The sequence below is a fragment of the Cytobacillus oceanisediminis 2691 genome (genome assembly GCF_007678455.1).
Classification (GTDB): Bacteria; Bacillota; Bacilli; order Bacillales; family Cytobacillaceae; genus Mesobacillus; species Mesobacillus oceanisediminis_A.
In genome coordinates this window covers 389076-402276 of sequence record NZ_VEEP01000003.1, presented here as the reverse complement: position 1 = coordinate 402276, position 13201 = coordinate 389076, and the positions used below count along the sequence as shown (strand labels likewise).

Here is a 13201-nt window from a genome sequence, read left to right as displayed (position 1 = left end):
AATAAAACTGTTTGAGTGGATTTGGTGATCAACCCTTTGTTGGCACCTTCCATTGGGAAGGATGACCACGTACAGAAAAATGCCTAGTTTCAAATCCATTCACTGTTTGTGATCTTATTATGGAGGATGGAAACATGGAAGTATTTATTGAACGGTGTGCTGGTCTCGATGTGCATTCAGAAACCATTGTGGCTTGTGTCATCACCGGAAATCATGAAGAAGAATTGGTCAAGGTGACCGAAAGTTTTCCCACCTTGACTAAGGATCTCTTTCGACTATTAAAGTGGCTTGAGGACTATGAGGTTACTCACATCGCGATGGAGAGTACAGGGATTTACTGGAAACCAGTTTTCAACGTCCTGGAAGGTTTTTTTGATATCACGCTAGCCAATGCACAAAGGATCAAAAATGTTCCTGGCAGGAAAACCGATGTATCCGATGCCGAATGGATTGCTAAGCTACTTCGACATGGACTGATAGAAAGGAGTTTTGTTCCCCCGGTAGAAATCCGGGAATTAAGGGATCTTACAAGGCTCCGGAAAAAGTGGATCGGCCATTTGACTTCGGAGAAAAACCGAATACAGAAAGTACTGGAAAGCTCAAATGTTAAATTGAGTACAGTGATCTCAGACGTTTTCGGCGTCTCAGGAAAGAAACTCCTAGAGAAGCTGGTGGAACAGGGATACGTGGACCCAAACGATGTAGAAAGCTGCATTCATCGAAGTATGTCTGCGAAAAAACAACTGATCACGGATTCCCTTTTTGGAACAATTAATGAACATCAACGTTTCCTCATCAAACAGTCTTGGGTGCACATCCAGCAGTTGGAGGAGCTGATCTCGGAAATAGAAAAACGCATTGATGGTCTGTTAGAAAACTATAAGGAAGAATTAACAATCCTCCTAACCATACCCGGAATCAAGAAGGATTCCGCAGCCAACATCATTGCCGAGATTGGAGTCGACATGACACAATTCCCGACTTCCCAACACCTCGCTTCATGGGCAGGGGTCTCCCCAGGGAACCATGAGAGTGCAGGAAAACGGAGAAGCTCCAGGACGACCAAGGGGAATCCCCATATCAAGTCCACCATGTGCGAAGTTGCCTGGGCTGTATCACGTTGCAGGAATCGATGGCTGGCTGCAAAATATTGGCCACTCGCCTCGAGACGAGGAAAGAAAAAAGCACTCGTTGCCATATCGCATCGAATGCTTCGAATCATTTACTCCATGCTCATCAACAAGGAGTGTTATAAGGAACCACAACTTAGTTAGTCTAGCCAGAACCAAATAAGAATATACATGGTTACCCTCCCACAGGTAGCCCTGCTTTCTTATTGGCTTTTTTCGGTTAGCTATAGGTTAACCTTTGGGCGTTTGAAGTATACCGTGATCCTAGGAATTAATTCTTTTCACAGAAAAAGGTTGAAGAGTAAAATTCCCTCAACCTTTTAGAACCCCCTATAAAACATCTCATATGTTATAAACAAATGGGGGTATTACCAATGTTTTACGCTCTTTTTGTGAGATTAGAGAGTAATTAATAAACTCACATACCATTGGTGAATTGCTTTGAATATTTGTTCTTGTAAAGACTTTGTTCCTATTTTTTGGAAATTTCTAAGCTTTTAAATAAATGTTTCTTCCGTCTATAATAAATATCATAGTATAATAGTCAGGTATATATAAGAAAAAATAAAAAGTACAAGGAGAAAATTTATGTATATTGATATTTTTGTTAGTAGACCCAATAGTGTGGATGAAAACCAAGACCAAACTATGCAGAGAATTGATGAACTGTTAAATACTAGGGGACTGAGAGCCAGGACAATTGGTAAAACAGACTTTCCAAATGTCTCTCCGATGAAAGCAGTGGAACAGTTAATGAGACAGTGTTCTGGTGCTGTTATATTAGGATTTCCTCAAGCAGTAATACACGAAGGTATTTCCAAGCCTGGAACAAGTAATGAAAAAATTTTAAAGAACACCCTATTACCTACTCCTTGGAATCACATTGAGGCTTCTATGGCATTTATGTTGAATTTACCTCTGTTAGTTATTCGTGACCAAGGTATTGAAGGTGGCGTATTTGATGTTGGTACGACAGGAAACTTTATACATACATTTCAATTGAATACTCAAGAATGGTTGGGAAAACAAAGCTTTATACAGCCATTTAATGAATGGCATAGGGAAGTAGTAGAAAATTCAAAAGTAAGACGATAAGTTCGTAGAGGGTATAGACGAAGGGAAGGCCCTTGTAAAACAACGTATTGATTGCAGAGAAGTTAGAGTAAGAAAACATTCCAAGCAACAAGTGTTAACGCATTAGAATTGCTTAAGACTCATACATACAAAGAAGTGGAGCAATGACGGGAATAAAGAAGCGAACACTGATTAACAGAAAAAATGAACTAGAAGCAAAGCAATTATAAGAGATACCGCAACTAAAGAGTCTCTTTTCATTTTCATACAGGGAATAGGGGCATATTTTCCCCATTTTCACGGGATTTAAAGAAGGGATTCACCCTATGTAACCAAATTCACACGTCACAGATAATCCGAAACGAATAAGAAAATAATCCTTGAATCAGCGGAAGAGCCATTGCAAAATTAGAGAGGGGAGACCAATAAACCAATATCAAGCTACAAGTGGAAAATGCTTACAATCGCTTGAGACACATACTTACATGCAAGTCGAAGAAATGAAAGGTGTAATTAAGAGAACTCTTATCCGTAGGAAGAATGAACGGAAATGGAAAAAGTAATATTTGATTAAGAAAACTTGTACTCCTATTTAAATAGGAGTGGGCGAACCCACTCCTTCTCTCAACTTCTCTAATAGGGTGATATCATATAGTCATTTAGGTACATAGAGTCTGGACTAGTATTTTGAATGTGTATAGATGTGGGATGTAGGGCTTTGTAATTTTTCTTCTTATGTGTATTTAATGCTGGCTTAAGAGAATGAATTAATTGGGATTCAATACTGTCTAACAACTCTAAGCTAAATTTTTTAGGGTGAATCCATTCTAGAGGTAGGCTGTTTTCTTCATCTAATAATGTTACACAACCAAAATAAACCCTCTTTTCAAAGCCATCATATTTAGGCTGGTGCAATTTAATAGCGGCAGTATGTCCTCCAGAGAATCTGGAGAACTTTGAAGAAGTTTTTCCAATATACAAAACTTCTTCAAACTCATCTCGTTTAACAGTAAACATGTAAATTGGGTAACATGATTCTGGAGGAGGTCCAAGTTCATCGTGAATCATTTGAACTTCCTCTCTATCCAACCAACCACCCTCATCTGAATTTATTATATCTAAAGCAAGTTCAACATAGTTCCTTTGCTCCTCCCAAGAGATTGAGAGGCTTTGCGCTTCTTGTCGATGTAATTTGTATAGAGGGACATAATCATCAAATATCACTGAAGCCCCAAGTTCAAAAATTGGAGATGCCTCTTGAAGATATTTAAAGCTAGGTAGCGGATGAATCCTGGTTAGCCAAGGTTTTAATGGTGAAAATGTTTTCAAGAAACTTCCTCCACATCTAATTAAGTAGTAGGTTGTATACTTATGTTAGTAAGGTAAGAAAAAGAAATCAGACAATCTGATATGATTACTTAGCATAGTGTTTATAAGATACTATATGTGTAAAAAGCTGTAGAGCCGTCTCTTGCTAAAAGCGGAAACGACTCTACTAACAACCAACTTATACTGTTTGAAGTAAGTTGTCTAGCTGGAGATCATTAAAGTTTCCCTCGCCAATAACAAATTTAAAGAAGCGCAGAAGTTTGTCTTGGTATGTACTAAAGTCATCCTCAATAAGTCGAGTAGCCTTCCAAGGCTTATCGTTATTCCATGTCTGCTCAAAAATATCGCCTTCAAAGTTTGGTTGATGCGTGAGGCGAAAAGCTTCGTGTCCAATGGTATTTAGGATATTTAAGTTACTTCCAGTATCCAAGTTTTCATCATCTAGGTCGTGTATTAAATATGGCTGTATACCGAAGTAGCACAATACTTCATAGTAGGCTTTCTGAGTTAACTTACCGTTGCAAGGGATTATTGAAATTTCCTTTATCACTCTTTCCAAATTATCCGCTATCTCAGGACGAAGTTCTTGTAGTTTATTCTTAATGGCTATAATACTAGCAACTTCACAATCTCCCTCAACAAGGATTACCCTTTTGGCAAAAAATGCTTCCAGTGTAGTGGTATTAAAGTTCAATAGCATTCTCATCCTGTTTCGTTTCTCTCTCGCAGTCTGTCCAATATAGATGTCGTGTGTAACCTGTTTAACTCTAGTGAATAGTTCTTCATCTCTTTGCATTACTACTATGCCTTGATGTCTTCCTGCCAAGTCGATAAAATTTTCTGAATGAGATGTGCAAATGACTTGCGCTAATGGGTGTTTAGATATTTGAACTAGAGAGTCACGCATTTTACGTTGGAGATGTGGATGAAGGTATATCTCAGGTTCTTCCACTAAAAATAGGAAACTTCTTTTCCAGACCTCAGTGTTTGCAGCTTCGTCTTCTTCTAAGTTATTTTGTGTTAGTTGTTCTGCCATAAGTTCCAACAAGGAAAGTATAAGCATCCTTTGAACGCCATTACCTTGCTGACTAGGGAGAGTAATTAGGTTGTTATGTTTAAGATAGATGTTTGAATTCAAATGTAATTTTTCCATTACCTCTGGTACATCAAAGTCAACATTTGCCTCGATATCCATTAAACGCTTCAGTTTTCTACTGAGTTTACTCTCAAGATTTTGAACTTCGTTATGGCGTGTACCTTCGTTAAAAATGTTCTTAAGGGATGCTAGAGACGCCCTAAACACTTGGATTTCCTCAGTCTGATTCAAATGATGTTCAAATAAGGCAGCTGTTATCTGATTAGCGGCAGATTTGTTCTTGTTTGCGTCAGCTTCTTCATCTATTAACTTTACAGCTGGAACATATATAACTTTGGGCATTACAGACCGTATATTTGATGCAAAACCATTAGGATTTTTCATCCAGTCAACTTCACCCTCATATATAAGATCCGGGTTGTTTAGGTAGACATACTGGACAAAGTCATCTTTTTTAGCTCTAGGAATAGTCCCAGTTGTAATGTTTTGTCCACTACAGTAGTTTTCGTATTGCTCAATTAAAGCATTTGATACACTGCTGAACATCCTAGTATTCCATGTTCCCTCCATGTCAATTTCTGATATGTACCGCTTAGGAATGTATACCTCAAAGGGAACATCACTATCCTTTAAGTTAGGTGCAGTCCAGATACGGCGTATCCGCATTTCTTCATTAAAAATGTACGGTTTGATAAATCTGTTATTCCTATCTGCATGATTAAAATCATCAAATACTACTAATATCTCCATATTCATAGATGGAGTGGTAGGTTCTCTCTTAAAAGGAAACATATCAATATTAGGTGTATTAGGTGAATCCGTCTCTGGAAGAAATAACTTTAATGCCTCAAGAAGAGATGACTTTCCAATGTTATTTTCTCCTATAATGGTGATGAAGTCTGATGCTCCTTCTCCATCTACTCTTGGGAAGGTAATTGTACATGGTTCAGCATTACCAAAATTTTTGAAATTTCTAATGGTAAACTCTTTTATTCTCATACTTTTGTCCTCCTTGATTTCCTAAAGAAGATATTTCGACAAAAAATACCAGAAACCTGCTATATTCAATTCATTTCTTGTCTACTTTTGAAATATTTAGTAATTGTTAAAGGGGTAATTAGAAGGATGATATACTTAGGTATTAGTAATTATTGGTATAATACTAATATTCTACTTTAGTGAAGATGAGCAATGCTGTTCAGTACCATTAAACAAGGAGAGTGTATTATGTCTGGACCTTTAGCAATTAATGAAATTAATTTGAAAAATTTAGACGAAGTGAAACTTAAAATTTATCAAGAGTATCTTAAGGAAAAATTGAAAATATTGTTTCCGAATACGGATGTTAGAACAGAGTGGGATGCAATGAGAGATGAAAGAGCCTTAAATATTTACTCTCCAAGGGTGGACGTTGCAGTTGGACCTTTTGCAACTCACCAAAGGCACGAGTTAGACTACAACGAAATGTTTAGATTAAGTAGTATCCGTGATTTTGTTGAACGATTAATTACTTACAACCGAGATAATTTGTATCGCTATGGAGATTTTGTAGAAGCAGGTGCTTATGAAAACGTAATATATCAAAACTTAAATGCCAGATGTTTTATGGCAATAGAAATTGAGAATAAAGTAAGTCGGAAACACTTAATGGGTGGGGCAATTAATGCATCTGCTCTCGGAAGATTAGGGGTAGTAATTCCCTGGACCGACGATAAGTTGAAAGCATTTGTTAGACTAGTTCGTTACTTGCATTATCTAAAAGAAGCAGATAAAAACACCTTTAATACCACAAATATGTTAATCGTAACAAAGGAACAATTTCACACTGCACTCTCCGATGTAATAATGGGCTAATATGTACTCAGTTGAATGAATTTTTAATTAAGATGTAAGAGGAAATGAGGATAGGTAGATCGGAGGGAATAATTAAGATTTTCATAATTTCATTTGAAATCTTGTATACCTGCAGTACACTAGACCGTGTGAACTGACGTAGAGACCGTGCGAATGGTCTTGAAAAACCGTCGGGGTTGTACGGATAAACATTGATATACCAACATTTAGTAGAGGCTGAATGGGGTACTGGTGTCCTCCACGGTCTTCAAAACCGCTTGTGACCTGCGTGCCAGGTTAGCTGGGTTCGATTCCCAGGCGGTCCCGCCAATTTTTCGGTATACTTATCGGTTTTAACTGTTTTTTTAAAGTGATACTACTTGGATTTGCACAGTGTGTTCGTTTAATACATACACAATTATTCCTTCTATTAAATACATAACAGTATAAACGTTTTAGAACGTGCCAAAAATCCACCCATCAGATATGTTGGGTGGATTTTTTTCTGTTTTAATCTTAAGCCGCACTCTAAGAAGTAGTATTCAAAATAAACGGGCAGATGAACATATAGTCAACTAAAACTGAGTATCATGCATCTATTACAGCTTTATAGATATCAGCAATACTATCCACAAACCTAATCCTGCCTTAAAATCCATCTCATTTCCCTAGATCAACCACCATCGACTCTAACAGTTCTTCTCTAATCCTTGTAATATGCTCTTCCATCAGATCCTTGGCTTTATTCGCATTCCCGGAAGCTATCGCTAGATAGATTTCTTTATGTTCGTCGAGTGTATCTCCGTACCGAGAGGGATCTTTAAAGCGATGCTTTTGGGTAGCCATGATGGTATCTTTCATATGTCCGCTAATGGTATGTATCAGTTGTATAAATATGGAGTTATGGGTGGCCTCGACTATTCCGATATGAAAGTCAAGATCCGCCTTAAGCCTCAACTCTGGATCCTGTTGGGACTCTGCCATATTGTTGAGAGCCGTCCGCAGCTTTTCAAGGTCTGCTGAAGCAGCTCTTTTTGCGGCGAGGAAGGCTGATTCAACTTCTAGGGCGCGCCTAAGTTCCAGCGTTTCATAAACAAGTGGTGTCTCAGCTTTGACAGCTGCAATAATTTCTTCTTTCCTCGATTGGAAGTCAGAAATTTTAACGTAGCTTCCGCCTCCTTGGCGGATTTCTATTACCCCGTTTTGTTCCATGGTCCTCAGGGCTTCTCTTATGGTTGTCCGGCTAACGTTTAGTTGGCTTGCCAATTCTCTTTCTGAAGGCAGCCTTTCACCTTGTTTAAGATTTCCTGTCAAATAGCGTTCAGTAATTTTATCCACTAAAACTAGATAGGTCTTTTTCTTCTCCGCCATTAACCGTAGCCTCTTTTCAAAATAGTTCTCAAATACTGTCCTAAATTTAACAGACGTAAAATCTAATAATCAAGACAAAAAGTTTTGAAAGAATTATTGAATTTTTCTGATAAGTTAGTATAATTGACTTTAACTTGTTGGACCAATTTTATCTTTGGTCTGACCAAATTCATTGTGGTAGAAAGAAGGAGTATTGGATGGAAACAGCTAGTATGAACATCGTACATGCTTTAAAGGAGATCCTTTCTGAACAGCAGGTATCGGAAAATCAGTCAGTAAGGGAGTTGCATGGCCGGGATGAATCATACCATAGGGAAAGTCTTCCCGATCTTGTTGTTTTTCCGGAAACAGCACAGCAAGTCAGTGAAATTGTACACCTTGCAGACAAATATAAAGTCCCAGTGGTGCCTTTTGGGCTTGGAACCAGTCTAGAGGGTCATGTCATACCATACGAACATGGCATCACAATCGATTTTTCGCTTATGAATAAAATCGTGGAAGTACGTGAAAAGGACTTCCTTGTCAGGGTACAGCCTGGTGTGACAAGGTCGCAGCTGAACAAAGAATTGAAAAAATATGGCCTGTTTTTCTCTGTGGATCCTGGAGCAGATGCGACGCTGGGTGGAATGGCAGCGACAAATGCAAGTGGAACGTCTTCGGTCAAATATGGAGTCATGCGTGACCAAGTACGTGATCTTGAAGTGGTGCTTGCGGATGGTTCGATTATACATACTGGAAATTTGGCCGCCAAGTCTTCATCAGGATACCATTTGAATGGTTTATTTGTTGGTTCGGAGGGTACTCTTGGACTCTTTACGGAACTGACTTTAAGAGTATATGGGATTCCTGAGCATGTGATGGCGGCAAGAGCTTCTTTTCCTTCATTGAACGATGCGGTAGAAGCAGTTGTTTCGATTTTACAGTCAGGTGTGCCGATTGCCAGGGTAGAGCTTGTCGATGAACCTTCCATGAGGCAGGTGAACCTGTTTAGTGAAACTAGCTATAGTGAAACTCCAACACTATTTTTGGAGTTTCACGGGAATGAAGCGGGCTTGAAGCAGGATATAGCGTTCACAACTGAAATCGTTGAAGATCATCATTGTCTGGATATTCAGTTTGAAACAGATAATGCAGCGAGGAATCGGTTATGGGAGGCGCGGCATAATCTTGCTTATGCTTATATCCATGGGCACCCTGGTAAGAAAATGATGGTGACGGATGTATGCCTTCCGATTTCAAAGCTGTCAGGCGCAATAAGCCATGCAAGGGTAGCAGTCGATTCACTCGGTCTTACCGGCGGAATTCTCGGTCATGTGGGGGATGGAAACTATCATGTTCTCCTGATGATTGATATGAGTAATCCTGAGGAGATTAAAAAGGCTGAGGACCTCAATGAACAAATTGTCCTCTATGCCCTTAAGCAGGGTGGAACCTGCACGGGTGAGCATGGAGTGGGTGTCGGCAAGCAAAAATATCAGCAAATTGAACATGGACCAGCATTGGCGGTTATGGAGAAAATCAAAAAGGCCCTTGATCCGGATAACCTTTTGAATCCAAATAAAATCTTGAATAAAAAAGAAAGAGTGTGATGATATGAAATTATTAGAGGCGGTAAGTAATGTTGCAGGAAAATATTTTGCTGTTTGGGTAATTTTAATATCGGTGATTGCGTTTATGGTTCCAGACCCATTTTTAGGCCTGGGAAGCTATATCACCATCCTGCTTGGCGTAGTCATGTTTGGAATGGGGCTCACATTGAAGGCAGTCGATTTTAAAATCATCTTTACGAAACCGCTGCCTGTGTTCATCGGAGTTTGTGCACAGTTCGTCATCATGCCGTCCGTTGCTTTCGCCATTGCAAAACTAATGAATTTGCCGGCAGAATTGGCAGCCGGCCTGGTACTGCTCGGATCTGTACCAGGGGGAACTGCTTCTAACGTTATGGTGTATCTGGCAAAGGGAAATGTACCATTATCTATTGCCATGACCTCCGTTTCAACATTATTGGCTCCAATCATTACACCGTTGCTTTTGCTTTTGCTGGCAGGTCAATGGATGCCGGTTGATGCTGTAGCCATGTTCACGTCCATTGTCCAAGTAATTATTGTTCCGATTGTATTAGGATTGGCAGTTAAGAAATTTTTCCCTGTTGCAGTAAAAAAAAGCTTAGCAGTTTTACCGCTTATTTCAGTTGCGGCGATTATCACGATTGTGGCTGCTGTCGTTTCCGGCAATGCGGCAACTATTGCCGGATCAGGGTTGTTGATCTTTACCGCTGTCATGCTTCACAATGGATTCGGACTTCTGCTTGGCTATTTTGCAGGAAAAGTGCTTGGTCAGGATGAAGTAAATCGAAGAGCGATTGCGATTGAAGTTGGAATGCAAAACTCAGGACTTGGCGTTGCACTTGCGACCGCACACTTCGGGCCGCTGGCTGCACTTCCAAGTGTTCTGGGAGCTGCCTGGCACAATATTTCTGGACCAATACTTGCCACTTACTGGTCTAAAAAACCTGCTGTCAGCAGAGAAGAGAAGAGCCCAGTCCGTCCAGTCGAAGTCAAGCTATAGAAATGAAAATAGGTGCCTAATCCCGGTAAAGATATATAAGGCAGGGGGCAGGCACCTATTCTATGTTGAGAACGTTGGATTTGATAGGGAATTTGAAGGTAGTCGACAAAAGACTGAAAAACAAGAAGAAATATAGTTAGAGAAAACTTATAAGTTTTTAATTTAGACATGCTTGGGCTTGAAAAAATTAAAATATAGAAAGAAAAATCTCACCTATAAAACCGTACCGGAAATTGAAAATAAGTATCGATTTGTTTTGACAAAGGCAAGGGGAAGGGATGACCGTATTAAAAAGTGGAGGATTGAAGATATAAACCTTTAAAAAAAGTAGAATTACATGACTTCTAACGTGCTTTGAAGATAAACATCTATGCTTTAGGAAATATAAAAAAAAGACAAACAGTACAAATCCTGTTCGCCTTAAAAGAAATGTAACATCACCCAGGAATTTTTGAATTCTGAGTTTTGCCTGTCTTTGCAACTTTCATCGCTGCTTTGATATACTCCGCTGATTCATGCAGCCATTTAAGTTCTTGTGAGTCGAGAGTAATTTCTAATTGTTTTTCTACGCCATTTCTGCCGATGATACATGGCATACTTAATGCAACATCTCTATCGTATCCATATTGCCCGTGTAATGTTGTGGACACCGGGTAAACGCTGCGTTCATCCAGCATTACTGCCTTTGCCAGTGTAACAGCAGCTTGGGCAACACCTGCATTTGTCCACCCTTTTCCATTTAACACATCAAAGGCTGCCTTTACAACTTGTTTTTTCAAACCTTCCCGACTTAATGGTTCTTTTCCCTGAAAAACTTGGTCGAGTTCATTTTCACCAAACCCTTGCACACTTAAGCGGCTTAAAACTGGGAAAGCTGTGTGTCCGTGTTCGCCCATCATATAACCTGTTACACTTTTTGGATCGATGTCATAATTAGTAGCGATTATTTTACGGAGACGTGCAGAATCAAGCATTGTTCCGGTTCCAAATATTCGTCCCTTCGGATATCCGAATTCATTTTCTGCTATGTACACCATGGTATCTAACGGATTTGTTATAAGAATTACGATTGCTTCTTTCGTATATTTAGTTATTCCAGTCATAACTTCACGAATTACCTCTGAATTGACAACAGCTAATTTGGCCCTGTCCGGCATTGTATCTTGATCACTTTTTATCATACTTGGACCAGCAGCACAGATAATTACATCTGCATCAGCACATTCGGAATAATCCCCGGTATAAACTGTTGTATTTGACATATAGGTAAGAGCGGTTGCATGCGCCTGGTCAAGGGCTTCACCATAAGCAATATCCTTATCTTTATCAATGACAACTATTTCCCTAAAAAGCCCCAATTTCATGGCATCAGCTAGAACATACGAGCCAACATGGCCAACTCCTACAATTACTAACTTATTCTTTTTCATGATTTACCTCCTGATCAATTATTGTCAATATTTTAACACAATTAGGAAAACACTGAATACTTTTTAAGTACCTGACTGAATTTTACTGTTTAAAAGAATGAGTTAGTCGAAATCGTAAAACAAGGTACCTGCCAGGTCAGCTGGGTTCGATTCCCAGGCGGTCCCGACAAATACATAAATAGTAACCGCTCAGAATGCTGGGCGGTTTTTTTGTTTGAAGTATAGTTTATCCAAGGTTAATTGGAAAGCTTAAGCACCTTGTCCTATTTCAGAGCAAAAAGTTCGTCCCTCTACTTCTTTACAGTATAATAGAGAAAATTAATTAAATATTGCCAATGTTTATTTTATTATTAGAAAGGGGTACAATAATGCAATTTTTCTTTGATCACCTTGTTTGGTTCTTAAAGCAACCAGAGAAAGCAATTTCTCCCTTAAACGAAAGAGGACTTCATGTTGTGGCCGGAGGCCGACATGAGTTTTGGGGAACATATAATACCCTAACTTATTTTGGCTTAAGTTATATTGAATTTTTAGGAATTGAAAATCTATCAATAGCTGAAAAGCATGATGAAAATCGATTGATAACGCAAATCGTTGAACAGTTAGCAAAAGAAAATCGGGAAGGTCCTGCGACAGTAGCTATCCGAACAAATGAAATAGAAGAACTAGCAATAAAACTTAAGGCAGAAGGACTAACAGTATATGGGCCGCTAACTGGGGAGAGAGTTCGTGCTGATGGTCAAGTAATCATGTGGTCATTGTTATTCCCTGAATACCCGGGGAAAAAGGTTTCTTTACCTTTTTTTATTCAATGGGAAAAATCGGATGAAGAAAGATATTCAGAATTAGAAGAACAAGGAGTCATAGGGTCGCACATGGTTGGTCAACCAAAATTGGAGAGTGTCGGATTTGTCGTGCATGATTTGGATAAAACACCAGAAATTTGGAGGGAATTATTTGGTCTTAAGCAAGGTGAGGAATTTATCGATACGGAAATAAATGCGCGTTGTAGAATTTTAAAATTGGACGGAACTAATTTATTATTTTTTACACCAATTGGAGATGGTCCGGCTGCTAAGGTATTAAAAGAAAAAGGGGAAACGCTTTTTTTAGTGAACCTAACTGACACGAACCAAAGTCACGTTTTTGAAATGTTGGATGGTTACTGGAGGTTCCGGTAAATATTAAAAACATTATATAGTAAATCACAGATTAAGATTGACTAGGAACATTTTAAATTGGCTTGCAAAATATCCATTACGGTACACCGTAATGGATATATGAGTTTTTTATTGGGACCCTGCAGATAAAAAATATAAAGCATCTTTTTTCTACGGTATGGAAGAATCAGCTTTTGTTTGTTTAATGAA

The 13201-nt window shown here is 38.9% G+C and carries 11 protein-coding genes, 1 tRNA gene and 1 pseudogene; 9 read left to right on the top strand and 4 right to left on the bottom strand.

All coding sequences use genetic code 11. From position 1 onward, the window contains the following. The first annotated feature begins 134 nt into the window (after positions 1-134). The 4 genes and pseudogenes from FS736_RS08450 (at position 135) to FS736_RS25140 (ending at position 2767) form a co-directional block, all read left to right on the top strand. Entirely contained in the window at positions 135-1274 is a 1140-nt protein-coding gene (locus FS736_RS08450) for an IS110 family RNA-guided transposase (RefSeq protein WP_144475931.1), read from the top strand. Positions 1275-1718: 444 nt separating this feature from the next. Further along, the gene (locus FS736_RS08445; RefSeq protein WP_144475930.1) at positions 1719-2225 is read left to right on the top strand and encodes a hypothetical protein; all 507 of its coding nucleotides are present in this window, start codon (positions 1719-1721) and stop codon (positions 2223-2225) included. A 135-nt stretch (positions 2226-2360) separates the two neighbouring features. Beyond that, positions 2361-2434 (top strand): annotated as a pseudogene (locus FS736_RS25465) (hypothetical protein). Positions 2435-2584: 150 nt separating this feature from the next. Continuing rightward, entirely contained in the window at positions 2585-2767 is a 183-nt protein-coding gene (locus tag FS736_RS25140; protein ID WP_260983562.1) for a hypothetical protein, read from the top strand. Positions 2768-2837: 70 nt separating this feature from the next. On the opposite strand, the gene FS736_RS08430 is transcribed toward FS736_RS25140, so the two are convergent. After that, positions 2838-3533 (bottom strand): hypothetical protein, encoded by a 696-nt coding sequence (locus FS736_RS08430; RefSeq protein ID WP_144475929.1) that lies wholly within the window; start codon positions 3531-3533, stop codon positions 2838-2840. A 178-nt stretch (positions 3534-3711) separates the two neighbouring features. Further along, complete coding sequence (locus FS736_RS08425) at positions 3712-5628, bottom strand: ATP-dependent nuclease (protein WP_144475928.1); 1917 nt, start codon at positions 5626-5628, stop codon at positions 3712-3714. Between the two features lie 228 nt (positions 5629-5856). Here FS736_RS08425 and FS736_RS08420 point away from each other — a divergent pair, with 228 nt between their 5' ends. Then, positions 5857-6483 carry a hypothetical protein gene (locus tag FS736_RS08420; protein WP_144475927.1) on the top strand — a complete coding sequence of 209 codons (627 nt, stop codon included), beginning with the start codon at positions 5857-5859 and terminating at the stop codon, positions 6481-6483. Positions 6484-6695: 212 nt separating this feature from the next. Next, positions 6696-6792, top strand: a tRNA-Sec gene (locus FS736_RS24245). A 330-nt stretch (positions 6793-7122) separates the two neighbouring features. Here FS736_RS24245 and FS736_RS08415 read toward each other — a convergent pair. After that, the gene (locus FS736_RS08415; protein WP_144475926.1) at positions 7123-7833 is read right to left on the bottom strand and encodes a FadR/GntR family transcriptional regulator; all 711 of its coding nucleotides are present in this window, start codon (positions 7831-7833) and stop codon (positions 7123-7125) included. A gap of 197 nt (positions 7834-8030) precedes the next feature. Here FS736_RS08415 and FS736_RS08410 point away from each other — a divergent pair, with 197 nt between their 5' ends. Together FS736_RS08410 and FS736_RS08405 are read left to right on the top strand one after the other, a co-directional pair. Beyond that, complete coding sequence (locus tag FS736_RS08410; protein WP_144475925.1) at positions 8031-9422, top strand: FAD-binding oxidoreductase; 1392 nt, start codon at positions 8031-8033, stop codon at positions 9420-9422. Positions 9423-9426: 4 nt separating this feature from the next. Then, positions 9427-10401 (top strand): bile acid:sodium symporter family protein, encoded by a 975-nt coding sequence (locus FS736_RS08405; RefSeq protein ID WP_144475924.1) that lies wholly within the window; start codon positions 9427-9429, stop codon positions 10399-10401. A gap of 437 nt (positions 10402-10838) precedes the next feature. On the opposite strand, the gene FS736_RS08400 is transcribed toward FS736_RS08405, so the two are convergent. Then, positions 10839-11831 (bottom strand): L-lactate dehydrogenase, encoded by a 993-nt coding sequence (locus FS736_RS08400; protein ID WP_144475923.1) that lies wholly within the window; start codon positions 11829-11831, stop codon positions 10839-10841. Positions 11832-12199: 368 nt separating this feature from the next. Here FS736_RS08400 and FS736_RS08395 point away from each other — a divergent pair, with 368 nt between their 5' ends. Further along, positions 12200-13012: a VOC family protein gene (locus tag FS736_RS08395; protein WP_186326727.1), complete on the top strand. Its 813-nt coding sequence runs from the start codon at positions 12200-12202 to the stop codon at positions 13010-13012. Positions 13013-13201: the final 189 nt, after the last annotated feature.